General features: G+C 66.1%; 21 protein-coding genes. 12 read left to right on the top strand and 9 right to left on the bottom strand.

From position 1 onward, the window contains the following. The first annotated feature begins 6 nt into the window (after positions 1–6). From ACX12D_RS20930 to ACX12D_RS20890, 9 genes are all read left to right on the top strand, one after another. Positions 7–1,446, top strand: a complete 1,440-nt coding sequence (locus ACX12D_RS20930) for an ABC transporter permease (protein WP_459375440.1) — start codon at positions 7–9, stop codon at positions 1,444–1,446. Continuing rightward, on the top strand, positions 1,443–2,711 hold the full coding sequence (locus ACX12D_RS20925) for an ABC transporter permease (protein WP_459375439.1): 1,269 nt from the start codon (positions 1,443–1,445) through the stop codon (positions 2,709–2,711). Before ACX12D_RS20930 ends, ACX12D_RS20925 begins: the two co-directional genes overlap by 4 nt. Further along, positions 2,704–3,429 (top strand): ABC transporter ATP-binding protein, encoded by a 726-nt coding sequence (locus ACX12D_RS20920; protein WP_459375438.1) that lies wholly within the window; start codon positions 2,704–2,706, stop codon positions 3,427–3,429. Before ACX12D_RS20925 ends, ACX12D_RS20920 begins: the two co-directional genes overlap by 8 nt. Next, a complete protein-coding gene (locus ACX12D_RS20915) occupies positions 3,416–4,660 on the top strand; it encodes a hypothetical protein (RefSeq protein ID WP_459375437.1) in 1,245 nt (414 codons plus the stop codon). Before ACX12D_RS20920 ends, ACX12D_RS20915 begins: the two co-directional genes overlap by 14 nt. A gap of 87 nt (positions 4,661–4,747) precedes the next feature. After that, on the top strand, positions 4,748–5,776 hold the full coding sequence (locus tag ACX12D_RS20910) for an SAM-dependent methyltransferase (RefSeq protein ID WP_459375436.1): 1,029 nt from the start codon (positions 4,748–4,750) through the stop codon (positions 5,774–5,776). Between the two features lie 151 nt (positions 5,777–5,927). Beyond that, positions 5,928–8,798: a PEP/pyruvate-binding domain-containing protein gene (locus ACX12D_RS20905; RefSeq protein WP_459375435.1), complete on the top strand. Its 2,871-nt coding sequence runs from the start codon at positions 5,928–5,930 to the stop codon at positions 8,796–8,798. Between the two features lie 2 nt (positions 8,799–8,800). Continuing rightward, positions 8,801–9,115: a hypothetical protein gene (locus ACX12D_RS20900; RefSeq protein ID WP_459375434.1), complete on the top strand. Its 315-nt coding sequence runs from the start codon at positions 8,801–8,803 to the stop codon at positions 9,113–9,115. Then, positions 9,108–9,914, top strand: a complete 807-nt coding sequence (locus tag ACX12D_RS20895) for a 4'-phosphopantetheinyl transferase family protein (protein WP_459375433.1) — start codon at positions 9,108–9,110, stop codon at positions 9,912–9,914. Before ACX12D_RS20900 ends, ACX12D_RS20895 begins: the two co-directional genes overlap by 8 nt. Positions 9,915–10,008: 94 nt before the next feature. After that, positions 10,009–11,757 carry an acyl-CoA dehydrogenase family protein gene (locus ACX12D_RS20890; RefSeq protein WP_459375432.1) on the top strand — a complete coding sequence of 583 codons (1,749 nt, stop codon included), beginning with the start codon at positions 10,009–10,011 and terminating at the stop codon, positions 11,755–11,757. 53 nt (positions 11,758–11,810) lie between these two features. Here ACX12D_RS20890 and ACX12D_RS20885 read toward each other — a convergent pair whose 3' ends face one another. The 6 genes from ACX12D_RS20885 to ACX12D_RS20860 form a co-directional block, all read right to left on the bottom strand. Further along, complete coding sequence (locus ACX12D_RS20885) at positions 11,811–12,383, bottom strand: hypothetical protein (RefSeq protein ID WP_459375431.1); 573 nt, start codon at positions 12,381–12,383, stop codon at positions 11,811–11,813. 56 nt (positions 12,384–12,439) lie between these two features. Beyond that, positions 12,440–13,126, bottom strand: coding sequence for an autoinducer binding domain-containing protein (locus ACX12D_RS20880; protein WP_459375430.1), 687 nt, complete (start codon positions 13,124–13,126; stop codon positions 12,440–12,442). Between the two features lie 642 nt (positions 13,127–13,768). Next, entirely contained in the window at positions 13,769–14,770 is a 1,002-nt protein-coding gene (locus tag ACX12D_RS20875; RefSeq protein ID WP_459375429.1) for a Bug family tripartite tricarboxylate transporter substrate binding protein, read from the bottom strand. 83 nt (positions 14,771–14,853) lie between these two features. Continuing rightward, positions 14,854–16,020 carry an acyl-CoA dehydrogenase family protein gene (locus ACX12D_RS20870; protein WP_459375428.1) on the bottom strand — a complete coding sequence of 389 codons (1,167 nt, stop codon included), beginning with the start codon at positions 16,018–16,020 and terminating at the stop codon, positions 14,854–14,856. A gap of 31 nt (positions 16,021–16,051) precedes the next feature. After that, positions 16,052–17,260, bottom strand: a complete 1,209-nt coding sequence (locus ACX12D_RS20865) for a CaiB/BaiF CoA transferase family protein (protein WP_459375427.1) — start codon at positions 17,258–17,260, stop codon at positions 16,052–16,054. 9 nt (positions 17,261–17,269) lie between these two features. Then, entirely contained in the window at positions 17,270–18,046 is a 777-nt protein-coding gene (locus tag ACX12D_RS20860) for an enoyl-CoA hydratase/isomerase family protein (RefSeq protein WP_459375426.1), read from the bottom strand. A 132-nt stretch (positions 18,047–18,178) separates the two neighbouring features. On the opposite strand from ACX12D_RS20860, the gene ACX12D_RS20855 reads away from it, so the two are divergent. After that, the gene (locus tag ACX12D_RS20855; RefSeq protein WP_459375425.1) at positions 18,179–19,075 is read left to right on the top strand and encodes an IclR family transcriptional regulator; all 897 of its coding nucleotides are present in this window, start codon (positions 18,179–18,181) and stop codon (positions 19,073–19,075) included. 148 nt (positions 19,076–19,223) lie between these two features. On the opposite strand, the gene ACX12D_RS20850 is transcribed toward ACX12D_RS20855, so the two are convergent. Next, positions 19,224–20,315, bottom strand: coding sequence for a branched-chain amino acid aminotransferase (locus tag ACX12D_RS20850; RefSeq protein ID WP_459375424.1), 1,092 nt, complete (start codon positions 20,313–20,315; stop codon positions 19,224–19,226). Positions 20,316–20,832: 517 nt separating this feature from the next. Continuing rightward, entirely contained in the window at positions 20,833–21,441 is a 609-nt protein-coding gene (locus tag ACX12D_RS20845; RefSeq protein ID WP_459375423.1) for an ABC transporter substrate-binding protein, read from the bottom strand. Between the two features lie 318 nt (positions 21,442–21,759). On the opposite strand from ACX12D_RS20845, the gene ACX12D_RS20840 reads away from it, so the two are divergent. Together ACX12D_RS20840 and ACX12D_RS20835 are read left to right on the top strand one after the other, a co-directional pair. Then, on the top strand, positions 21,760–22,428 hold the full coding sequence (locus ACX12D_RS20840) for a PAS domain S-box protein (RefSeq protein WP_459375422.1): 669 nt from the start codon (positions 21,760–21,762) through the stop codon (positions 22,426–22,428). 162 nt (positions 22,429–22,590) lie between these two features. Next, positions 22,591–23,466, top strand: coding sequence for a transcriptional regulator (locus ACX12D_RS20835; protein ID WP_459375421.1), 876 nt, complete (start codon positions 22,591–22,593; stop codon positions 23,464–23,466). Positions 23,467–23,527: 61 nt separating this feature from the next. Here ACX12D_RS20835 and ACX12D_RS20830 read toward each other — a convergent pair whose 3' ends face one another. Then, positions 23,528–24,322 carry a type IV pili methyl-accepting chemotaxis transducer N-terminal domain-containing protein gene (locus tag ACX12D_RS20830; protein WP_459375420.1) on the bottom strand — a complete coding sequence of 265 codons (795 nt, stop codon included), beginning with the start codon at positions 24,320–24,322 and terminating at the stop codon, positions 23,528–23,530. Positions 24,323–24,335 lie beyond the last annotated feature (13 nt).

The raw sequence follows: 24,335 nt of genomic DNA, 5'->3' as shown, positions 1-24,335 counted from the left end.
ACAATCATGAGCACCACATTGAAGATGGCGTGGCGCAACTTGCGCCGCAACCGCAAGCGCAGCCTGGTCGCCGGCTCGGGCATCGCCCTGGCGATGTCGCTTTGCATGGCCACCCTGGGCATCATGGACGGCCTCAGCCTGGACCTGATCAAGGGCACCGTCGACGGCGAGGTCGGGCATATCCAGGTGCACCACCCGGACTATCTCGCCACCCGGCAAGTGCTGAAGTCCGTGCCGGCCGACGCGCCCGACATGGCGCTCCTGCGGCAACCGGAGCAGATCGGCCAGGTCACCCGGCGCCTCTATGCCTGGGGCTACCTGAGCCGGGGACAACGCTCCAGCGGCGTACAGCTGATGGGCATCGACCCCGGCCCCGAGAGCCAGGTCACCACCATCCACCGCACCCTCGCGCAGGGGCAGTTCGTCTCCAGCCAGCCGACGCCGTGGAAGGCAGCCCGCCCGCTCACCACGGACCAGTCCGCGCTCGACAAGCGGCTTACCGAGGCGGCCATCGACGACGCCTTCGCCAAGCTGGAAGACACGCCACGCGCGCCGGACGCCGTGGCCTCGGCCAGGCGCGCCGAGCAGACCGCGGAGATCGCCGAGCGGCTCGCGCCCGGGCCCGAGCGGCCACCTGGCGTAGTGCTGGGCAGCAAGCTGGCGAGCAACCTGGGCGCGCAGGTGGGCGATCACGTCAGCCTGCTCTACGAGAACACCCTCGGCGCGCAGAGCACCATCGACATGCGGGTGATCGGCATCTCGCGGGCGGGACTCGACACCACCGACCGCAGCCGCATGCTGATCCATGTGGAAGACCTGCAGAAAATGCTGCTGCTGGACGGGCAGGCGCATGAGCTCGCCATCCGCATCCACGATCCGCGCGAGGCCGTGGCCGTGGCCAGCGAGTTGGCGGCGGCCCTGAACGCGACACCGGCCGGGCGCCAGGTGCCGCGCATCGTCCAAGCCTGGTCGCAGCTGCGGCCCGACATCATGGCGCTGATTGCCTCCAACCGGGCGCTGATGGGCACGCTGGTGTTCATCGTGTTCCTGGTCGCCGGCATCGGCGTGCTCAACACCATGCTGGTCAGCGTGCTCGAGCGCCAGCAGGAAATCAGCCTGCTCAAGGCGCTCGGGCAGGCGCCGCGCCGCATCATGGGCCTGATCATGCTGGAGACGTTCTGGCTGACCGCGCTGGCCTGCCTGCTGGGCCTTGCCCTGGGCTACCTCGGCCAGCTTTATCTGCATTTCCACGGCCTGGACGTGTCCGCCTTCGGCGGCTTCTCGATGTCGGGCGTGAGCGTGGCACCGGTGCTGCGCGCCAGCCTGGCGCCCATCAACGCCCTGATCCCTCTGCTGTGCCTGTTCTTCATCAACCTGCTGGCCGCGCTGGTGCCGGCGGCAGTGGCAACGCGCATTCCCGCCGCGCAAGGACTGACGATCAAATGACCCTGGAACACAGACTCGCGATGCGCAACCTGTTGCGCAACCGGCGGCGCAGCGCGCTGACGGCCCTGATCATCGTCGCCACGGTGGCCTTGATGACGGTGTTCCAGGGGCTGTCCGACGGCGGCCACAGGGCCATGATCGATGTCGGGGTACGGATGGGCCTCGGCCACCTGATCGTTTCCCAGCGCGGCTATGCCGACAACCCCGGCCTCGACCGGCTGATCGGCAAGGGCGAGGCCCTCTCTGGCCAGTTGCAGGCCGCCTTGCCGGCGGCAAGCCACGTGGTGCCGCGGCTGCGGCTCAATGCCATGGCACAGGCCGGCGGCAACACCGTGGCGGTCACGGCGTCAGGCGTAGTGCCGCGGCTGGAATCGCAGGTATCCGGCATCGCCGACCGCAAGGCCATCCTGATGGGCGAGCCGCTTGCGCACGGCGACGCCGGCGCGCAAGGCAGCAAACTGCCGCCGATCGTGATCGGCTCGCGGCTGGCGCGGGCACTCGCGGTGGGGCTGGACGACCGCCTGACCCTGACGGTGAAGCCCGCCACCGGCTCCGACTTCGCGCGGGCGGCCTTCCGCGTTGCCGGCATCTTCCATACCGGCATGCTCGAGCTGGATGCATTCTGGGTCGAGCTGCCCCTGGCCGAGGCGCAGCGGCTGGCGCGCACGGGCGACGAGGTCAGCGAAATCGCGATCTACCTGCACGACGAATCCACGCTGGACGCGGCGGCCACCGCCCTGCGCCACGTGCTGCGGGACCAGCCGCTGCAGGTGCGCCGCTGGAGCGAGGCGGCGCCGGAGCTGTACTCGGCGGTGATGCTGGATGCCGCCGGCATGTACCTGCTGATGGTGATTGTCTTCATCATGGTGGCGGCGGGCATCCTCAACACCATCGTGATGTCGGTGATGAAGCGCGCGCGCGAGTTCAGCGTGATGCTTGCGCTCGGCGCCCAGCCCGCGCTCGTGACCCGCGTGGTGCTACGCGAGGCGCTCTACCTGGCGGTGATCAGCGTGGCCCTGGGCCTGGCCATCGGCTACGCCGCCCACCTGCATTTCGCCACCGAGGGGCTGAATTTCCGGGAGATCTTCGGCACCAGCCTGGAAGCAGGCGGGGTGCTGCTGCCGGACCGCTTCTACTCGTCCCTGCAGCTGGAAAAGCTGCTGTTCGGCGCGGGCTTCGTATTCCTGCTGACCGTGGTCGTCACGGTCTACCCGGCCATCAAGGCTGGCCGTCTTTCCCCACTACAAGCGAGTCAACATGGCTGAGCAAGACACCTTCGCGCCCATCCTCCAGCTTCACGGCATCAGCAAGGTGTTTCGGCAGAAGCACCAGTCGGTCAACGCCCTCAACGGCATCGACCTGACCATCCGCCGCGGCGACTTCGCCGTCATCGCGGGCCCTTCGGGCTCGGGCAAGACCACGCTGCTGAACATTGTCGGCCTGCTGGACACCGCCACCTCGGGCCGGTTGTCCTTCTGCAACCGCGCGTTGGCGCATGCCTCGCTCGCGGAGCTGGCCCGCATCCGGCGCGACGAGATCGGATTCGTGTTCCAGGCCTATAACCTGATGCCGGTGCTGAGCGCCGCCGAGAACACCGAGATGGTCATGGAGTTCCAGGGCAGGCCGGCGGCCGAGCGCCGCAAGATCTCGCAAGAAGTGCTCGCGCAGCTGGGCCTGAAGGAACTGATGCACCGCTTTCCCGACCAGCTCAGCGGCGGGCAGCAACAGCGCGTCGCCGTGGCGCGCGCCATCGCCAGCCGGCCCAAGCTGGTGATCGCCGACGAGCCCACCGCGAACCTGGACTCCAAGTCGGCCCGCAACCTGATGGACCTGATGGTGCGGCTCAATGAGGAAGAGGGCATCACCTTTGTCTTCAGCTCGCACGATCCGCAGGTCATCGGCCGCGGCAAGCGCGTCATCTCCCTGCACGACGGCATGATCGTTACCGACAACGCGGCCGAGCAGGTCCATGCCTTTGCGTAGGTTGCGCGGCCGGCGCTTCGGCCAGGGCTGCGCAGTGCTTCTGCTGGCGCTGCTGACCAACCCGCGGGCTGCCTCGCAGGAGCTCGACGTGCTCGACCAGCTGGAGGACCCGGGCCGGGCCGCGCCAGCGGCGGCCCTGGGCGCCGTCTTCCAGTTTCGCGGCATCGCCAGCAAGCCGGAGGGACAGGAGCGTACCGCCTACGCCAGCACGTCGACGCTGCGCCTCACCTACGAGGCGACCTACGGCGCCATCCGCTGGGTGGCCCACCTCAATCTGGAAGACTTGCGCGCATCGCATGCGGCCGCGCTGCAATCCCTGGTGGACGGCCAGGCCCATGCCGACCGGCTGCGCAGCCTGGCGCTGCGCGAGCGCGGCGATCATTCGCAGCAGACCGCCGGCATGGACTGGATGTATGCGCAGGGCAACTTCGCCAGCGGGCGCTATACCGTGGGACGGCAGCCCATCAGCCTGTCGCTGACGCGGCTGTGGGCGCCCGCCGATACCTATGCGCCGTTCCTGCCCGGCGATGTCGAGCGCCTCTACAAACCCGGGGTGGATGCCGCGCGCCTCGACTACTACCTGAGCGACCGGCTCAGCAGCGTGAGCATCGTCAGCCTGGACCAGGACGCGAAGGCCGGCACCCAGGCCAAGTGGCTGCAGCAGGTGCAATTCAACGGGGAGGCCACCAAGTCCTTCGCCTACGTCGGCCAGCGCCGCAACTGCGACCTGCTGGCGGCGGGGCATCTGGTCACCGGCCTGGCGGGGGCCGACTGGTATGGCGAGACGCTGGTGTACCGGCGCAACGGCGATGCGACCAGGGGCTGCACCAACCCGGACGGCGACACCACCAGGAACTGGGGCCACCGCGCCGTGCTGGGCAGCAGCGTGAAGCTGGCGGCCAATACCGTGGGCACCGTCGAGTACCTGCACCAGACGCCCGTCAGCCGCTTTGCCGACCTGCCGTGGATGGGCACGGGCAGGCAATACCTTGGCACATCCGTTTCCTACCAGGCACATCCCCTGGTGCATCTCGACGCGCTGTGGTTTGCCAATCTCAGCGATCACGGCCAGCAGCTGACGCTCGCGGCCAGATACACCCCGCAGCGCAATGTGGTGCTGCGCGCCAACCTGGCCGGTCCGCTCACCGGCACTAGCCGGCGCCATGGCGTGGCCAGCGAGTACTGGCGGATGGGCCGGGTCTTCCAGCTCGGCCTGGACTGGTACTTCTGACGCGCCATGCCGCGCCTCTTTCCGACCAACCTGTTTCATCGCTTCCGGCATGGCCAGCATCTCTCACCTCAGGCGGACCCACACACCATGAACCTCGCGACCTTGCGAAAACTGATCCTGGAAAAAAACCTCCTGGCCCTGCTGCGCCTCGGCAGCCAGGCCAATCACGTCTACCGCTGCGCTTTCGCGGCGGCGGCGGGGTCCAGCGGCTTGCTGAACCTGCTGTCGCGCCAGCCCAGCAAGCTTGACGAGATCGCCAGGCACCTGCAGCTGGGCAACGGCCAGCTGGCTGCGGTGCAAGCGTGGCTGGAGTGCGGCGTCAAGGCCGGCGAGCTGGCGCTCAAGGATGAGCGGTACCGCCTGAAAGGCCGGCTGTCCAGGCTGCTCGCGCCGTCCGGCAATGCCGTGCTCGGCTCGCTGTTCGAGGAAGTCACCCGCTATCACTACGAAGCCATCCTGCAGGCGCCACAACGCCTGCGGGACGCCCGCCGCTACACGCTGGCGGACCAGGACGGCGAGCTGATCGCGCGCTCGTCGCGCATTCTGGAGCCGCTGGTCGAAGAGGCCATCGACTGGGCGATCGCCCGCATGCCCGGCCGCGCGCAGGATGCCTCCGTGCTGGAGATAGGCTGCGGCGCAGGCCATTACCTTTGCTACATGCGCGCCCGCCATCCCGGGCTGCGGCTGCTCGCCATGGACTTCCAGGCGGAGGTGGCCGATGCCGCCCGGCGGAACCTGGCCGCCAGCGGCATCGGCGGCGCAGTACGGATCGAGCATGCCGACATCCTTCAGTTCGACAGCGCCGAGCGCTTCGACCTGATCACTCTGCACAACAACATCTACTACTTCAGCGGCGAGCGCCGCGACGCGCTGTTGCGCAAGGTGCGCGCGCTGCTCAAGCCCGCCGGGCGGCTGCTGCTGACCACCAGCTGCCAGGGCGGCAGCGCCGCCGTGGCGGCACTGCACCTGTGGTGGGCCCTGTCGGACCAGGACAGCGGCCTGCCGCGGCGGGAGGATCTGAAGCGGCAGTTGCAAGACCATGGCTTCGCACGGGTGGACGACAAGCGGATGCTGCCCGGAGAGAGCTACTTCGCCTTCCTGGCCACCACCAGTTGATACCAACAGATACCAACTCATACCAACTCATACCCACTGATACCGGTATCCCTTTGTCCTGCTCCCGATCCGCCCGTACCACGCACCCGACTGCCCCCAGTTCCAGCCCTTGATCACATCCAATTCACTACATCGCATCCCGGGAGTCTCCATGGACACGCTTACTTCCAGTGCCGCCGCGAATGGCTTGGCCACCGCCTATCTGCCCCTTGGCCAACCCTTGCCCGACACCGCGCCCGGGGGCGGCGCGCAAGCCGGCGGCCGGCCACGGAACCACGACGCCGCGCAGCGCTGGGCGCTGAGCTTCGACGCCGCCGCCGCCGCCGGGCTTGGCCCGGACAAGCTCGGTGGCAAGGGATGGAGCCTGGTCAAGATGCACGCGCACCGCTTGCCGGTGCCGGCCGGCTTCTGCCTGCCCGTCGCCAGCTTCCAGCGCTTCCTGCATGGCAACGGCATTCATCTCGATGCCGCCTGGGCCCGGGACAGCGAGGCGGAAATCGCCGGCATCGCCGCGCGCATCCGCTGTGGCGCCTTTCCCGCCGACGCGCGCGACGACATCCTCCAGGCCTATGCGGCGCTCGGCTCGGGCCCGGTCGCGGTGCGCTCGTCGGCAACCGGCGAAGACTCAGGCGAACACTCCTTCGCCGGCCAGCACGACAGCTACCTGTGCGTCGAAGGGCCCGAGCGCCTGCTGGATCATGTCCGGGACTGCTGGGCGTCGCTGCTGAACCGGGAAGCACTGGCCTATCGCCGCAGCCTGCGCATCGATGGCGGCGCGGCCGGCGCATGCGTCCCGGCCATGGCCGTCGTGGTGCAAACCATGGTGCCGGCGGAGCGCGCGGGCGTGGCTTTCGCGCACAATCCGCTCAACAAGCGCAGCGACCAGATCCTGATCGAAGCTTGCTATGGCCTGGGCGAGGGCCTGGTGTCGGGGCGCGTCGCCTCCGACCTGTACATCCTCGAAGCCGCGGCGCTGTCGCCGCTTGGCGCTCAGGTGCAGGCCAAGAGTTCGGCCATGCACTGGAGCGCCGAAGCGCACAAGATCGAGGAACAAGCGCTGGCGCCCCAATGGCGCGAGACGGCGGTGCTGGACGGCCAGAAGACGCACGCCATCGGCCGCCTGCTGCAACAGTGCAACGCCTTGTTCGGGAGCCCCCAGGACATCGAATGGGCCGATCACCGGGACAGCATCTGGCTGCTGCAAAGCCGGCCCATCACCCCAATGGCCGCGAGCCTGCCCGAATCGAAGTCGCCGCATCAGGGCCGGCCTTCGCCGGAGGTGGCGCGGCACGCCCTGTGGTCGCGCATGGATATCGGCGAGATCTTCACCGGCCGCATGACGCCGCTCGGGCTGTCCTTTTCCCGGCACTACCAATACAAGGTACACCGGGCCTGCGGCACCGGCATCGGCTTGCTGGACCTGGGTGAGCCCGATGAGTACATGGGCTACTTCAAGGGCCACGTCTACCTGAACGTGGCCTACACCGCCTACCTCCTCTCGCAGACGCCGGCCGGGTTCGACCAGCGCCCCTTCCTGCAGCGCTTCGCGAGCGAGGACGTGGATCTCTCGGACTATCGCAACCCCTACGGCGAGCAGCACCGCGGTTCGCGCTGGCGCTCCAGCGCGTACTGGCTCTGGAAGACCATGGCCGAACTGGCCGGCGCGAAATCCCGCGCCAGCCGCATGGTGGCATCGCGCTATCGCGAATTCGACCGTGCCACCGGCCTGGACCTGGCGGGCATGGAACTGAACCAGTTGCGCGAGGAACTCACGCATGCGCTGGACTACTTCCGCGCCATGCACATCGGCTACCTGCCGTTCTATATCAACGCCTTCGGCACATACGGCTTGCTGGAGCAGCTTTGCCAGTCCTGGCTGCCCGGCGAGGGCGCGCAATTGCAGAACCGCCTGAAAGGCGATATGTCGAACCTGCGCACCATCCGGTCCGCGCGCGATATCTGGGACCTGGCCCGATCCGTGGCGCGCTACCCCAAGGTCGAAACCCTGTTCCGGGCGCTCCCGGCAAAGCAGTTGCTGGCGCGGCTCAAAGAAGACGCCGAAGGCATTGCCTTCCTGGACGAGCAGGTTGCGCCCTTCATGCGCGAGAACGGCGTGCGCGCCCGGCAGGAAATGGAGCTGAGCTATCCGCGCTGGATCGACGATCCGACCTACGTCTTCCAGATCATGAAGATCTACCTGGCGCGCGGCAATACGGTCGAGCAGCGTCTGGCCAGCGCCGACGACACCCCGCACGACGATACCGAGGCCCTGCTGCGCAAGCTGCCCGTGCTCAAGCGGGCCGCGCTGCGGCGTGTCATCCGCCTCTACTGCGCCTGCAGCCGCCTGCGGGAGGAAACCCGGATGAGCATGATCACCTCGATCTGGCTGGTGCGGCGCGTCTTGTGCGAACTGGCGCGGCGCCTGCGCCAGCAGGGCCTGCTGCTCGACGAGAGCGAACTTGCCTACCTGGACTTCGAGGATCTCATGACCTACGCGAACGGCTACGCCAGCGCGGCCGAGTGCTTTCCCCGTAAAAAGATCGACGCGGCACGCCGCCAGCACCTCGCCCACGAGAACAGCGAAGAGCCGCCGCTGACCTTTTTCGGCCAAGCCGGACACGCGGACGCCAGCAGGCAGGGCGAGCCAGCCGGCAGCCTCAAAGGCCTGGGCACTTCGCGGGGCCGCGTACGCGCGAAGGCGCGCGTCATCCACGAGCTGACCGAGCAGGCCGGCGAACTGCAGAAGGGCGAGATCATCGTCACGCGCTTTACCGATGCCTCATGGACCCCGTTGTTCGCGCTGGCCGGCGGCATCGTGACGGATGTGGGCTCCATGCTGTCCCACAGCTCCATCGTCGCGCGCGAGTTCGGCGTGCCGTGCATCGTCAATACCAGGACCGCAACGGCACGCTTCAAGACCGGAGACTGGCTGACGCTGGACGGCGAGGCCGGTCTCGTCCACCTGGAAACCAAACTGGAAACCAAACTGGAAACCCAACTCGAAACCTGCGAGGCAAACTGAACATGCTCACCATCATCGACCATATCCGTCTCAAACACCCGGACCACCGCGCCGCCTTCGTGAAGTGGGTCAGGGAGGTGGACTACGCCGCCTGCCGCGACCTGCCCAGCGTGGTGCGCTTCGAGATGCACGAAGCCGCCGGCAACGCGGAGTTCGACTTCTTCGAGATCATCCTGGTCAGCTCCCGGGAGGCGTTCGAGCGCGATATGAAGTTGCCGCTGTTCCACAGCCTGCAGGCGCGCTTCTCCGAAATGGCCAGCGTGGTACGCCAGATCGCCGGCGCCCCTGTTCCCCCGGGCTATGTGCGCCGTGCTTGAACCGCCAGCCAGCCTGAAGCCCTGCTTTGCCACGCCGCATGCGGCAGGCATCCGCTGCTGGCGCATCGACCTGGAGGCCCTGGCCGCGCAGTGTCCGGGGCACGCCTGTGCCGGCTGGCCGGCCAGCGCGTGGCTCCATGCCGAGGAACTGTCGCGGCTCCAGGCCTTCCCAATGCGCAAGCGCCGGATCGAATGGCTCGGCGGCCGCCTGGCCGGCAAACAGGCGCTGCGCGTCCTGCAGGCGCACCGGCGCTCCCCGGGCACCGAAGCCGCGCGCGAATGGCACATCCGCAACGGCGAGGACGGACGCCCGGTCTTTGCCGGCAAGGCCGTGCATCTCTCGATCAGCCACGGCAGGCGCATTGCCATGGCCGCTGTCGGCGAGGTGCCGGTGGGCATCGACGTCGAAGGCTTCGACGCCTTGCGGGCGCGCAGCCTGGACACACTGCTGTGGCCATCGGAGGTGCGGGTGATGCGCCGCGCCCTGGGCGCCTTGCCCACGGAAGCGCGCGCCTTTCTCTGGTGCCTGAAAGAGGCGCTTTTCAAGGCGTTTGGACAGAATGGCTTCGCCCGCTTCGCGTGCGCCTTGCGCCTGCGCGACTGGCATGGGCCCGACCGCCCGGTATGGCAAGCCATGGCGCCCTGGCCGGCGCTCGATGACGCCGGCCAGGATACCGGCGCGCTCGCGCGGCAAGCCAATGGTTGGCGCGCGCTTTGCCACCAGGACGCCGGCGCCGCCCATGTATTGGTGACGCCCGCCTTGCCCGGCCTCGCGCCGCCGGCATGTCCGCCACGCTGACGCCGCCACGCCATGCGGCCGGGTGCGGGCCCGGCGGTGCTCCGCCAGGCCTGCGCCCCTTTTCCTTTCCCCAATTCCATGCCAAGGAGACATCATGGACCAACAAGCCATCCAGTTCGGGGAAGCCCTAGAAGCCGCGCTGGGCGACCCCGCGCAGGCGAATTCGGCCATCAGCTTCCATGCTTCGCTAGAACTCGACGAGCAGGAGACCTTCCCGCAAGCCCACCTGGATCGCCTGCGGGAGCTCGGCTGCTTCGAACAGCTGATCCCCCAGACGCTGGGCGGAGGACTGGCCGAACTGGAGCACGCCATGCTGATGTCGCGCCTGATCTCGCGGCGCGATCTCACCACCGCCATCGCCTTCGGCCAGACCATGCTGGGCAGCATACCGGTCTGGCTGGCCGGCAATCCCGAGCAGCAGCAGCAAGCGGCGGACCTGCTGCGCCAGGGCGGCCTGGCCTGCCTGGCGCTCACCGAGAAGGAACACGGCAGCGACATCCTATCCACCGAGTTCCGGGTACGGCGGCAAGACGCCGTCCTGCTGGCCAGCGGCGACAAGTGGCTGATCAACAACGCCCGGCGCGGCGCCAGCCTGACGGTGCTGTGCCGCGTCGAGCGCGCCGACGGCGGATCCGCGCTGGGGTTGCTGTGGCTGCGCCGGCCCCAGGGATCCGACAGCGCCGCCGTCGCGGCCACCTGGCGCTCCCACCCCAAGATCCGGACGCTGGGCATCCGCGGCGCGGACATCAGCGGCTTCCAGCTGCACGATCACCCCTGCGACGCCGACGCCCTTATCTGCGGCCCGGAAGCCGCCCTCTTCACGGTACTCAAGACGCTGCAGATCTCGCGCGTGCTGTGCGCGGGCTTCTCCCTTGGCGCCATCGACACCATGTTCCGCCTGACCTTCAGGTTCGCGCACGGGCGCCGGCTCTATGGAAAGCTGGCCTCCGACATTCCCATGGTCAAGGCCAAGCTTGCGCGCAGCTATGCCGGCATCCTGGTGGCCGACCTGGTGGCCCAGATAGCCTGCCGCGCCATCGTTGCCAACCCCGCCGAGCTCAGCCTGCTCTCCGCGGTGGCGAAATGCCATGTGCCCGGCCAATGCGAGGAAATTGCCCGGGAACTGGCGCTGGCGCTGGGCGCGCGCCATTACGTGCGCAGCGAGTATCCCTGGGGCGTATTCCAGAAGCTGATGCGCGACAGCCAGGTGGTGAGCCTGTTCGACGGCAGCACGCAGGTCAACCTGAGCCTGGTCGCCACGCAGTTGCGCGCGCTCGGCGCGGGCCTGCGCCGCAAGCTGGAGGCCGGGATGGGCACGAACCACCTCGAGAAGGTCAGGCCGCTGCTGTGGCGCGACGAAAGCAGCAAAGGCTGGCCCGCGCAAAGCCAGTTGTGCCTGAGCGCCAATGGGGAAGACAGCCTGCTTGCGGCCTTTTTCGAAATGCGCGCCGTGCAGCGTGGCGTAACGCTGCCGCCGGCGCTGGAACATGCGCTGGCCGCACTGGAGACGCGCCTGCGGCTCTGGCTGGCGGCCTGCCACGCGGCGCTGGACCAGGAATCCCTCGGCCAGGACACGGTACAGGTGATGCAACTGGCCGGGCAATACGTCGGATTGCACGCAGCGGCGTGCGCCGCGCTCGCCTGGCATCTCCACCGCGGCGCGCTGCCGGGATACCGGCTCGACGATGCCGTCCTGCTCGAATACCTGGCCGGCGCACTGCCGCAGGCCTGCATCGCGGTCACGGATGCGCAGCGTCAGGCGCTGGTCGACGCGGCCGCCGGACTGATCGAGCAGCAGCGCCTGATTTCGCTCAGCGATGTGCGCATCAGCGACGGGCCGTGAGTGCTGCCCTGCCCCGCAGCGGCGGGGCGGGCCGCGATCCGCCCCCCCTATTGCTATGGCTGCGGGGACCGGGCCGTGCCCGCCACCGCCACGCCCTCGCCGGGCGCCGAAAGCAGGCGGTTCACCTTCGCCACCAGGCGCCAGTGCGCCACCCAGCACAGCAGCGCGACACCGCCGGCCAGTTCCCCGACGGCATTGGGCAGAAGCGACACGATCTGCGCCGCGCACCAGCCGAAGCCGGAGACGAAGCCGAAGCCCGTCACGCCAGCCAGGCGGGCATTGGTGGCGGCTTCCGCGCGTATCGAACGGCTGACATTGCCGACGATGAAGAAGTCCTCGACGAAGTTGTATGGCAGCAGGAACATCAGCCAGACCGATGCCGGCCTGGCCGCGCGCGCAGCCGGGCCGACCAGCTCCAGGCAGCGCTGCAGCGAACGGCAATACAAGCCGACTGCCGCGAGAAAAGCGAGCACCACGGCGGATACCGACAGCCACCCGGTCTGCCAGACCGAAGCCAGCACGCCGGAACGGGCATCCGGATCCGCGAACGGATAAAGCAGCCCTACCGCAACCAGCAGGGTCACGCACAGTTTGAAGCTCATCAATCCCATGTTTCTGGTCGACACAGCAGGCTCCGAAGCCAGGAGGACCCCGCCTGGCAAAGCGCAATTAGGGTGGCAGGCTAGTGCAGCAGGCCGAGCATGGCCGCCCGTACCACGGCGCCGGTCTTGTTGGTGGCGTTCAACTTGCGCACTGCGTTCTTGATATGGAAGTTGACCGTATCCACCGATACCAGAAGAATGCTGGCAATGTCGCATGCGGTCTTGCCATCTGCCGCCCATTTCAGGATCTCGACTTCGCGACCGGTTAACTTGTGCGTCGGCGCCGCGGGAAACTCCGCGCATATGGCACGTGAGAGCGCGGCGTGCGCCACGCAAACCAGCGATCGCATCTTGAGTTCGCTGCTTTCCAGTTCGATGCGGGAAAGCGGAGACGACGAGCGCGCCATGGAAAGCATTCCGCCCACGCCGTTAGCGCCGAAGCAGGATTGGCACCACCCCACCCTCAAGCCAGCCGCCCGCGCCTCTTCCCACAGTGCCGGGGTGCCAGCAAACACGTCATCGGCCCACACCAGCGGCACCGCCGTACGCCGGCCATGCGCCACCGTGGGATCTATGCTCACGTAATTGGCTTCGTGATAGCGCGCCTGCCATGCCGGCGGGAAGTTGCTGAAGATGATCGTCTTTGGCTTGGACAAGGGAAGTGGCATGCGCATGCCATATCCACACATGTCGAATCCAAGCGCACGCGCCGCTTGCTCTACTCGCTTGAAGACTTCGCGCGCGCCCGACACTTCATCGATTTCCATCAGAAGATCCTTTTGCCACAAACTCGTGTCCATCTCACCACCACCTCGCCTTCCATCAAACACCCCTCAATTTAAAGACTCACGGGGTTCAATACTGCGCCATCACAGCGCGCCGCATTCAATATGCACCCCATAAAATCCGTAAATTATTAATATTCGACAAATATATTATTGATTCATACCAACCATAAACATACTGGAAAAACAGAAAGGAGATATTATTGACAACGCCTCATCCGAAACAGAGTAAAGTGCGTGCCGGATTGCGGGCCGCGCACGTCGCACTCACCTCGATGGTTGAATGGCGCAGCTGGCTGCTGTCCCGGAGCGAAGTCTGTCATGCCGATCGATATTTTTCAACTGAAATTGATTTGCATGCACTCTTGTCTTTACTAACAAACAATCGCAGATTTCATACCAAATGGTATATTCATGGCGACGGAAGTAATATTAATTTAAACCAGAAATAAATTTATCTTCTTCTGGCCATCCAGATTTGGCTTGACGAACCGATAGCCCGGGTCAGAAGGTACAAGAAGTGCGACGCAATCGCGGAGGTCAAGGCACTTGGCGCGGACGTGCCAAGGAGAGGGCCGCGCGGGGAGGACGAGCGATGGGGCATGATCCTCCTGCGCGCTCTATTTACTGCAGCTCGATCTTCGCGATTGCCGCCAGCCGCTTCCAGCGCGCGATTTCGTCCTTCTGGTAGTCGCGAAGTTCTGCCGGCGTGGACAGGATCAGCGAGGTGGACTGGCGCTGGTAATACTCCTTGACGTCGTCGGCGGCGCCGGCCTGGGCAAACAGTTCGCCAAGGCGTTGTGCGATGGGCGCAGGTGTCTTGGCGGAGACCGCCGCCGCTACCCAGTTGTAAGCCAGGAAGTCCGGCACGCCGGCCTCGGCCGCGCTCGGCACGCCCGGCAGCAGCGGCGAGCGCTGAGGCGCGGTGTAGGCCAGCGCGCGCACCTTGCCGCCCTTGACCAGCTCAATCGCGCCGCTGGCATCCACCACGGCGAAGTCCACGTTGGCGGCCATCACGCCGTTGATCGCGTCGCCCGCGCCCTTGTAAGGCACGGCGGTGGTCTTCATGTGGCTTTGCTCGTTCAGCCATTCGCTGTAAAGCGTGTACGACACCGAGCCGGTGCCGTAGTTGAGCGCGCCGGGCCGCTTGCGCGCGTCCTCCACCAGCGCCTTGAGCGTGTGGTACGGCGAACTGGCGGGCACGATGATCAGGCATGGCCCACGCGACAGCAGCGTGATGGGCGTGAAGTCGGTCAGTGGATCGTAAGGCAGCTTGCGGAAGGTGGCGGCATTGGTGGACAGCGTGGAGTTGCTGCCGATAAACACCGTGTATCCGTCGGCCGGCGCGCTGAGCAGCGTCTGCACGCCGATAAAGCCATTGCCGCCCGGCTTGTTCTCCACCACCACGCCCTGCCCTGTCAGCTCGCCGATCTTCTTGGCGAACATGCGGGCAGTCATGTCGGTACCGCTGCCGGATGGGAACGGCACGATAAAGCGGATCGGCCGGGTGGGAAATGCCTGCGGCTGCGCCAGCGCGGCGAACGGCGCGCCTGCCAGGCTAGCTGCGAGGGCGGTGCCGGCCAGGATAGCGAAGCGGCGCCGGGAACAGTTCACGGTTCGGGTCATGTTGTCTCCTTGGTCTTCCGCCTGGCAGTGGGCTCCGCCAGTGCGGGTGCGTCAGTGGTTCAGTGGTTCGCTTTTGCGGCGGGCTAGCGCCTGAGGCCGAGCAGATCCCGCGCGATAACCCATCGGTGCACTTCGGACGGGCCTTCGTAGATGCGCATCAAGCGCGTCTCGTTGGCCATCTGCTGCAACGGCATTTCCTTGGTCATGCCCATCGCGCCAAAGGCCTGCATCGCGTGGTCGATCACGTCCCAGGCCATCTCGGTGGCGAATACCTTGATCATCGAGACCTGGGTACGCGCCTCGTCGCCGGCGTCAATGCGTGCCGCGGCCTCGTAAGTCATCAGACGGCAGGCGTGGATGCGGGTGGCGGCATCGGCCACCCACCACTGGATTGCCTGCCGGTCCGCCAGCGCGGCGCCGAAGGTGCGGCGCTGCGGCGCGTACTCGCACAGCATGTCAAGCGCGCGCTGGGCGCGGCCAATGCACCAGGCCGCCATCTGCACGCGCCGGCTGGACAGCCGAGCCTGCATCGGCGCGAAGCCCTGGCCCTCCACGCCGAGCAACTGCGTGTGCGCAACGCGGCAGTCTTCCAGCACCACCTCGTAGGTGGAGGCGCCGCCGATCATGGGGATGCGCCGTTCTACCTTGAAGCCGGGCGTGCCGCGGTCGACCAGAAAGGCGGAGATGCCGCCGCGGGCGCCGCGCGTCTTGTCGGTCACGGCCATCACGATGGTCCAGTCGGCGCGGGCGGCGCGGCTGATCCAGATCTTGCGGCCGTTGAGCACCCAGTCGTCGTCGTCGCGTTCGGCACGGGTGGTCATCATGGCCGGGTCGCCGCCGGCGCCAGGCTCGGAAATAGCGATAGCGGAAATGGTCTCGCCGCGCGCGTAGGGTTCCAGGTAGCGCGCGCGCTGGGCCGCGTCGGCGGTCTTGAGCAGCATGCGCAGGTTCGGTGAATCGGGCGGCAGGTCGTAGGGTGTGACGGTCTTGCCTAGTTCCTCGTTGACGCCGACCATGGCCACCACTGGCAGGTCGGCGCCGCCCATCTCGGCCGGCGCATCCAAGCCCCACAGGCCTAGCTCGCGCGAGAGCCCGTCCAGCTTGTCCTGCTCCTGCGGCAGCAGCGTGAGCTGGCCGCCCTCTGCCTCGCGGGCCAGCACGCCCGCTTCGAGCGGGATCAACTGCTCGCGCACGAAGCGCGCCACCAGGTCCTTGAGCATCTGGTGTTCTTCTTCCAGTACGAAGTTCATGCAATGTCTCCTTTATTGTTTGCGTGCCGCTTCAGCCCGCGTCCCGGCCGCGCGTCAGCTGGGCGATGTCTTCAGGGGCTAGCCCGGCTTCGCGCAACACTTCATCGGTGTGCTCGCCCAGCGTGGGCGCGTGGCGGCGCAGCGACAGCGGCGTGGCGGAGAAGCGCGTCGTGGGCCGCATCTCGCGCAACGGGCCCTCGGTGGGATGCTCGGTCTGCTGGAACAGCCCGACCGCTTCCAGGTGCGGATGCGTCGGCAATTCGTCCGGCGTATAGATTGGCGTGGCGGGGATATCCAGCGTCTCGAACAGCGCCATCCACTCCTTTGTGGTACGGGTCGGGGTGATCTCCGCGAGGTGCTGGTACAGCGCGCGGATATGGGCGTTGCGCTGCGCGCGGCTGGCGATGTTGTACTTATCACCCAGGTCGTCGCGGCCCACGGCGTGGAAAAAGGCTTTCCAGTGACGGTCCGTGTACGGTAGTGCGCAGATCCAGCCGTCCGCGGTCTGCGCTGGCCGCCGTCCGCCCTGCAGCAGGCGCGCATAGCCGGCCGCGCCGGTGGCGGGCTCGAAGGTCAGCCCCGCCAGGTGCTCGGCCATCACGAAGCTGGCCATGGTTTCCAGCATCGGTACCTCCACCGCTTGCCCGCTGCCGTGGCGCTCGCGGTACAGCAGTGCTGCCATCACCGCGTTGGCCAGCGCCATCCCGGTGGTCTTGTCGGCGATCAGGCTGGGCACATACTCCGGCCGGCTGCCGGCAACCGCGCCCAGCGACACCAGCCCGCAAGCGGCCTGGATGATGTCGTCGAAAGCCGGCTTGTCGCGGTGCGGGCCGTCCTGGCCAAAGCCGGTGGCCACGCAGTAGACGATGCGCGGGTTCAACGCTGCCACCGCGGCGTAGCCAAAGCCCAGCCGCTCCATGGCGGCCACGCGCATATTGTGGATCAGCACATCGGCGCCGGCGATCAGGCGCCGCAGCGCCGCCGCGCCCGCGGGCGTTTTCAGGTCCAGCACCACCGAACGCTTGTTGCGGTTGAGCGCCAGGTAGATTGAACTCATGCCGGCGTTGCGCGATACGCCGTTGGCGCGCATGAGGTCGCCTTCCGGCCCTTCGATCTTGATGACGTCCGCGCCCAAGTCGGCCAGCGATTGCGTGGCCAGGGGGCCCAGCACTACGGAAGTCAGGTCGAGTACGCGAATTCCCTCGAGCGGGCCGGCGCAGACGGGTTTCTGATGTTGCATGCGGCCCCCTCAGCGGCGCTGGAAGACGGGCGCGCGGCGCTCGGCCATCGCCGCCACGCCTTCGCGGAAATCCGCGGTGGCGAACTGCACGCGCTGGATGGCCAGCTCACGCTGGTTGGCCGCCACGATGCGCTCGGCCAGCCCCAGGCGCAGCGTCTCGCGTGTGCTTTCCACGGCCAGCGGCGCCGAGGCCGCGATATCGTGCGCGAGCGCCAGCGCGCGGGCACGCACCTCGGCCTGCGCCACCAGTTCGTCGGCCAAACCGATGCGCACCGCTTCCTCGCCGTCGATCCGCCTGCCCGTGTACAACAGCAGCGCGGCCTGCTGATCGCCGACCAGGCGCGGTAGCGTCACGCTCATGCCAAAGCCGGGATGGAAGCCGAGCCGGTTGAAGCTGGCGCTGAAGCGCGCTTCGCGGCATGTGACGCGGAAATCCGCCACCAGCGCCAGGCCCAGCCCCGCGCCGATCGCGGCACCCGCAACAGCCGCCACGATGGGCTTGCGGTTGCGGTACAGCTTCATGGCCTGTGCGTAGAAGGCCGATGGGTCACGCGAGACGCTGCCCTGGTCGGCGCCGCTGAAATCGGCCCCGGCGCAGAAGGCGCCCACGCCGGATGACAGCACAATGGCGCGGCAGCTGTCGTCCTCGTCAAGTTGCAGCAGCGCTTCAGCCAGCCGGCGCATGACATCGGCGTCGACAAAATTGTGGGGCGGGCGGGAGATCTCGATCTGCGCAACATGCTGGTCGCGTGTCAGGACGATTTCTGGGGTGGATGCCGAGGTCATGGCGAAGGGCTCCGGGTAGTGGAAAGGCACCCAGTATTCGCCGATGCGGATTCCCGCGCTACACTACAATTTCGAATACCGAAATTACTTGCAGCACCCCGACACTGGATTGGCGGGCCTGCGGCCAACGACATGCCTGATCCGCAACCCTATTCCGACTCCGCTTCCGACCCCGCTTCCGACCCGGATTCCCCCGCCAAATCGCCCTCGAGCCGCGAACTCACGCACAGCACCGGCCAGTTCACGCGCCAGACCGGAGGCAGTCAGTCGCTCGAGCGTGGCCTGCTGCTGCTGCGCGCGTTCCGAGTCGGCTCTTCTAGCCTGACCAATGCCGACCTGGCTGCGCGCACCGGCCTGCCGCGCCCCACCGTCAGCCGCCTCACGCGCTCGCTGGTGGACAGCGGCTTCCTGTGCTACGACGCCACCGAGCGCGCCTATCGGCTGGCGGCCGTGGTGGTGAGCCTGGCGGACGCCTTCCACCATGCCACCACGGTGCCCGAAATCGCCCTGCCGCTGATGCGCAAGATCGCCGAGGCGGAAAAGGTCAATGTCGGCCTGGCCGTGCCCGACCAGACCGCCATGGTCTACCTGGCCGCGGTGCGCCACAGCCGCGACAGCGTATCGCGCACCCGGCGCGTAGCGCCCGGCACGCGCGTTCCCATGGAACTGACCTCGATCGGCATGGCGTGGCTGGCCGCGGTGCCGGCCGGCGTGCGCGACCATTTCCTCGCACGGATCGCGGAGAAGGCCGGCGGCGAATGGCCGGCCTTGCACAAGGAATTGTCGCGTGGCATTGCCCAGGCCCGGGCGCAAGGCTATTGCACCGCCAACTACCAGCCAGGTCACCTGACCGCCGTGGGTGCGGCGTTCCGCGGGCCGGACCACCAGTGGTATGGACTCAATATCAGCTTCCCGCACAAGCCCAGCGAAAAGCCGCGTGATGTGGCGCGCTATGCGCCGCTGCTGCTCGGTCTGATCGAGAAGATCAGCGTGTCATGCGGGATGGAGGACAGCGTGGAGTCAGCATGACGGCCCGCGGCTGGCGCGGGGCCGGCATGGCGCAGCGAGGCGGGAATCCGGGGGGCGCCATGCTTTCCGGTTCGGCCTGCCGTATGCCAAGCGGCAGATCAGGCAAGCCCGAACGTAAGCCCGAACGTGAGCGTCCCGCAAGGCACCCTTACAAACCGACGTGATGGACCCAGCCGGCAGGGCCAGCGGCCTGGTTGCGCTGAATCTCCACCAGCCGCTCCCTTAGCACCTTGACGGTGTTGCCGGCGGCGCCGTCGCCGATCGCGAAGCGCGTGCGCGCGGACCGCACTTCGCCAATGGCCACCAGCGTCGCCGCCGTTCCGCAAACAAAGGCCTCGGCCAGGCGTCCGCTTTGGGCGTCCGCCTCCCACTCGGGGTACGAATACCGGCGCTCTTCCACCACCATGCCCATCTCCCTGGCCAGTTCGATCACCGAAGCCCGGGTGATGCCCGGAAGAATCGAGCCGCTAAGGGGCGGCGTGACCAGGGTGCCGTCGTCCATCACGAAGAAGATGTTCATGCCACCGAGTTCCTCCACCCAGCGGTGCTCGGCGGCATCCAGGAAGACCACCTGGTCGCATCCGTTCGCGGTGGCCTCGCTTTGCGCGACCAGGCTGCCGGCATAGTTACCGCCGCACTTCGCCTCGCCGGTGCCGCCGGGTGCGGCGCGCGTGTAGTTCTCGGATACCCAGACCGAGACCGCCTTGTCGCCGCCCTTGAAGTACGGGCCCACCGGGCAGGCGATCACGCAGAAAATGAACTCGGAGGCGGGCTTGATGCCGAGGAACACCTCGTTCGCGAACATGAAGGGACGCAGGTAGAGGCTGCCCGAGCCATGCGGCACCCAGGCCTGGTCGATCCGCACCAGCTGCTCGATCGCCTCCAGAAAGAGCGATTCGGGCAACGCCGGCATGGCCATGCGCTTGGCCGACGCCTGGAAGCGGCGCGCATTCTCGAGCGGGCGGAACAGCGTCACGGCGCCATCCGCGCCGCGATAGGCCTTCATGCCCTCGAAGATCTCCTGGCCATAGTGGAGTACAGAGCACGCCGGATCGATCGAGAACGGCTTGCGGGCGGTGACCTTGGCGTCCTGCCAACCCTGTCCTTCACGCCAGGTGATCGTCACCATATGGTCGGTGAAGACGCGGCCGAACGCGGGGTCGCGCATCAGTGCATCCCGCGTGGCCGCGTCGAGCGCGTTCGGGTTGGGTTCGAGGCTGAAAATGGTTTGTTGCGTCATGAGCGCGATTCTTCCTTCGCTGTCGTTGGGGACTGGCAGCAGAGCGAACACCCCTGTCTGCCGCCGGCATGGCACGTGGCTTTGCGTGAAATCCGGGGTATCGATGATCGCATGCTGGCGCCCAGTTTGTCTCCCATGTCATTGCAGGCCCCATCGCCAGGCACTCTGCACTTTCGCTCGGACTTTCGCTCGAAGCTAGGGATAAAGGCTTCGAAAGATGGCGTTAACAAGGATTGACCTTCGCTACGGATATTGCTTAGCCGCTACAACAAGCCAATTGGCACATAGACGTTATGTTAAATTATTTTGCTATATGACAATAAGTGCGGCGATCCCATTGGTTTGAGTGGGACCCCGACAGCCGCGAGAGCCTGCACGCAGCGACCGCCCACGGCTCGATATCCAGCCGCGGTCCTGAGGGTGGCAGCAACGCGCAAGCCGGCGCAGGTTGCTACCCGGGGGCCACGCGATCGCCAGGCTCCTAACACTTCCCTCACGTAAGAGGGAAAACGTCACGTCATTCGGCCCCAATCGTCGTTACCGGAACCCAGCGGCCACCTTTAACCTGATAGAGCGTCGACGTCGGATTCTTCAGGTCGCCGTTCGGGTCGAAGGCAATTTTCCCGGTGATGCCATCGTATTGCGTTGTCCGCAGCGCCGATACCAATTCGGCCGACCTCGCAGAATTTGCCTGCTTGATCGCGTTTATGGCCACCCACGTGGCGTCGTAAGCAAAGGGGGCATAGATGAGGCTGTCGGCACCGAAGCGCTTCCTGAATTTCTGCAAGAAGGCCTTGCCTTGCGGCAGCGTTTCGACAGGACGTCCGTATTCATCAACCAGCTTCTGGGCGACCTGAACGCCGATGCGAGGGTCACTCTGATCGTCCACCGAATCAATCTCGAAGCGGGCGTCCCGGCCGCCCAGCTTGATGCGCTGCGCGTTGGCTTCCTCAACAGCGAGACGAACACCGTTCTCGATATCCTTGCCGTCGGCGGCATTGATCCCGGTAAGCGGACTGGACACCCCGATTTTGACAATCAGTTGCCCATATGACTGGCCGCAAGCGAAGGACATTAAAAGGGCGCTTAGGCTCGTAACGAGCAGCCGTCGAGCAAATTGGATCATTGGTCAATTCCAGCGACTAAGGGAATCCGCGCGGGCGCTACCACGGGCCGACACCCACCCTACCCTCGATTCCAATGGCGCACCTGATGGGTCCAGCGACGAATGGTCTGACCGGCACGCAGTCAATCTTCTGCGTTATCGGCATGGAGGCGTGTGACGGAAAAACCGCCTGCGGCCGAACTGCCTTCTTGCTACCCTTCTTGCTACTATTCGCGCTCGTGACACGCCTGCAACGCTTGGCAGCGCGTAGCGCACTCGTTCTCACACCGCTTAGTAAAAAGACAAAGAAATATGGCGACACTGCCGCCCAAGCACGTCATGGACCTGCTGCTCGACGCGATCTGTGTCGTCGACCGCGAGGGCCGTTTTCTGTCCGTCACGGGGGCTTGCGAGAGCATCTTTGGCTACCAGCCGGAGGAGATGCTGGGCACGCCGATGATTGACTTCGTTCATCCCGAGGATCGGGCGAGAACGCTGCAGGCCGTCGAGCGGATCGAGGCTGGCTATCTGCAGCGTCATTTCGAGAATCGTTATGTGCGCAAGGACGGCAGTATCGCGCACATCATGTGGTCGGCACGCTTGTCCGAATGCAAGAACCAGCGGGTGGCGGTGGCCCGCGATATTTCTGACCGGGCCCTCGCGCTGGCAGAGGAACGGTTGCTGACGGATGGCTCGTCGGTGGAAGCACCTTGGCGGCTGTCCGCCAAGCCCCCTACGCTGACCCCGCCGGGGTTCCCGCCCATTCCACTGTCTGCGCAGGATTACACGGTCCTGCATGCCCTCGCCAGCGGCGATGAATGCGTGACGCGCAAGGCCATCGTGCGGGCGCTTGGCGAGGATTACCTCCATTACGACCAGCGCCGACTGGATACCCAGATGCGCCGCCTGCGCCGCAAGGTCGAGCAGGCGGGCGGCCTGCGGTTACCCGTGTCGACGGTGCGGGGCGAGGGCTACCGGGTCTACCAGAAGATCGTGATCGACGGCTAGTGCCGGGGTCTGACACCAAGGCCGCATGGCGCGCGGCCGCCAGTTTGCTCAGATTTGCTCAGACAGCAAGGGGAATTGCACTCTTATTCTTTTGGCTTTGAACATAGCCAGACTGGCGATCGTCAGCTTGCCTCGCGCGCGATCCATGAGGATTTGAATCGGATGCAGCAACCTCGACTCTCCGCACTTAGTCGTGCGGAACTGGACCTTGCATTTACGTCGTTTGCGGGGATGGATGGCGGCAACCCGGCCGCCGCCATCTGGGTGTGCGACGTGGCCCCGCTGTCTAGCTGCGTACCGCTATCGGTAGCCTTGCAGGGGCAGCCGATGCCCGGGGCATGGGATAGGGAGTTCCGTTCGCGCCATGCCCACCTATTGCCGCGCTGGCAGTCGCATTACCGCATCGCACGGATATTGGCTGCAGCGCGGTCGGCCGCCTTGCCCCCGGGGCGCATTCCTATCAGTGCACGGGAGTACTTTGACCGATATCTCTATACGCCGAATGGATGGGAATTCAAGCTGAATCTCTTCCCACTGCCTGAGAGGACAGATTACACATTGCCCTGGAGCAAGGTACTCCGCGAGCTGCAGGTGTTGGGTGTCAAGTCGGAGTATTTACACCTGTGTCGCCTCGGTGGGCGCTTTCGTTTCATATCGTCGCTGCGCCGCCAGCACCGACCCCGCGTGGTACTGTGCCTCGGTGAACGCCACGCGCGCGACTATCTGCATGCGTTCGGCTTCGAGGACGTGAAAGGAGCCGACGTGCTCCTGCAGCCGGCCGATTCGGTGCGGCGCTTGCAGGTCTTCGAGCATGATCAGACCGCGCTGGTACTGAGTCCCCGCCTTGGCGGCGCGCAAGGGCTGAGTTCCGACGTGCTGCTCGACGCGCTGGGCACCTTCTTGGCGAAGTGGCTTCTCCCGACGGACTTTCCGCCCTGCTTGGGCGTATCCGATGCGCCTTTCGTTGCGCAGCCCGCTGGTAAGGCCTGGCCGACAACGGAGGCGCTCGCATTGAACGAAGCATGGGTGGCCGCCTGAAATGGCTTGGCATCCTGCACCATGCCCCCAGTAGAAGAACCGGCCCTTCACTGTACCCACGTTACTTGGGCATCCCTTCATACAGGCTGGTGACGCCGTCCATCACCTGGAGAATACGCTCGCTGGTCGTGGCGATGTTTCTCAACTGTTCCGCGCGACTGACCCCAGTCAGATTGAGCGCCTCTTCAAAGAACAGCCACTGCGAGCCGGCAAGCTGCAGTTCACGACGGATTGCCTCTGTGTTTTGCGGTGCTGCGGTAAGAAGTTCCTGCGCGGCTGCGAATTCCCTGGTAGCCGTGTCCAGATCCTGCGCCATCTGGGGGGAGCTAATGCCCCAGGCGCGGAACATGCTGATCTTGGCGATTCTCTGCGAGAGCATCCGCTGGCGGCCGGCAACGTTGATCAGCTTACCCATCACGGTGCCGGAATGTTTCTCGAGCAGGAGGGTTCCCTGTTGCGCAAGTTTCAGCACGTCCTCGCTCATTCTTGCGATCGCTTTCGCGCTATCGAGATTCGGATCGCCGCCGGACAGCAACTGTTTATAGGGAATCCAGGTCTGCTCGAGCCTGGCGTAGATGTCCTTGATCTCCGGCGTGGGCGCGAACGCCTTCAGCTCCATGAGCTGCTTGTCGAAGAGCGCCACGGACTGTTCGAGGACCTTCTTCGAACGTTCGACTTCAACACCGAGGCCAGCCTGGCAGTAAGCCTTGGCCATGCGCTGAGACAGCATGCGCTGGCGGCCCGCCTTGTTGATCGCCGCGTTGATGGTTAGCGATTCGGCCGAAGCAGTCCCGGCCAAGGCCAGCGCCAGGACGCTGCAGGCAATCAAGCAGAAGGAACAGACGTAACGTTTCAAGGGCGTCTCCACG

Source organism: Cupriavidus sp. PET2-C1 (genome assembly GCF_054515855.1).
This window is presented reverse-complemented; position numbering and strand designations above follow the sequence as displayed.

Coding starts and splice junctions, on each gene's coding strand:
- ACX12D_RS20930 (WP_459375440.1), top strand. CDS start 7: ATGAGCACCACATTGAAGATGGCGTGGCGCAACTTGCGCCGCAACCGC.
- ACX12D_RS20925 (WP_459375439.1), top strand. CDS start 1,443: ATGACCCTGGAACACAGACTCGCGATGCGCAACCTGTTGCGCAACCGG.
- ACX12D_RS20920 (WP_459375438.1), top strand. CDS start 2,704: ATGGCTGAGCAAGACACCTTCGCGCCCATCCTCCAGCTTCACGGCATC.
- ACX12D_RS20915 (WP_459375437.1), top strand. CDS start 3,416: ATGCCTTTGCGTAGGTTGCGCGGCCGGCGCTTCGGCCAGGGCTGCGCA.
- ACX12D_RS20910 (WP_459375436.1), top strand. CDS start 4,748: ATGAACCTCGCGACCTTGCGAAAACTGATCCTGGAAAAAAACCTCCTG.
- ACX12D_RS20905 (WP_459375435.1), top strand. CDS start 5,928: ATGGACACGCTTACTTCCAGTGCCGCCGCGAATGGCTTGGCCACCGCC.
- ACX12D_RS20900 (WP_459375434.1), top strand. CDS start 8,801: ATGCTCACCATCATCGACCATATCCGTCTCAAACACCCGGACCACCGC.
- ACX12D_RS20890 (WP_459375432.1), top strand. CDS start 10,009: ATGGACCAACAAGCCATCCAGTTCGGGGAAGCCCTAGAAGCCGCGCTG.
- ACX12D_RS20880 (WP_459375430.1), bottom strand. CDS start 13,126: ATGGAAATCGATGAAGTGTCGGGCGCGCGCGAAGTCTTCAAGCGAGTA.
- ACX12D_RS20875 (WP_459375429.1), bottom strand. CDS start 14,770: ATGACCCGAACCGTGAACTGTTCCCGGCGCCGCTTCGCTATCCTGGCC.
- ACX12D_RS20870 (WP_459375428.1), bottom strand. CDS start 16,020: ATGAACTTCGTACTGGAAGAAGAACACCAGATGCTCAAGGACCTGGTG.
- ACX12D_RS20865 (WP_459375427.1), bottom strand. CDS start 17,260: ATGCAACATCAGAAACCCGTCTGCGCCGGCCCGCTCGAGGGAATTCGC.
- ACX12D_RS20860 (WP_459375426.1), bottom strand. CDS start 18,046: ATGACCTCGGCATCCACCCCAGAAATCGTCCTGACACGCGACCAGCAT.
- ACX12D_RS20855 (WP_459375425.1), top strand. CDS start 18,179: ATGCCTGATCCGCAACCCTATTCCGACTCCGCTTCCGACCCCGCTTCC.
- ACX12D_RS20850 (WP_459375424.1), bottom strand. CDS start 20,315: ATGACGCAACAAACCATTTTCAGCCTCGAACCCAACCCGAACGCGCTC.
- ACX12D_RS20845 (WP_459375423.1), bottom strand. CDS start 21,441: ATGATCCAATTTGCTCGACGGCTGCTCGTTACGAGCCTAAGCGCCCTT.
- ACX12D_RS20840 (WP_459375422.1), top strand. CDS start 21,760: ATGGACCTGCTGCTCGACGCGATCTGTGTCGTCGACCGCGAGGGCCGT.
- ACX12D_RS20835 (WP_459375421.1), top strand. CDS start 22,591: ATGCAGCAACCTCGACTCTCCGCACTTAGTCGTGCGGAACTGGACCTT.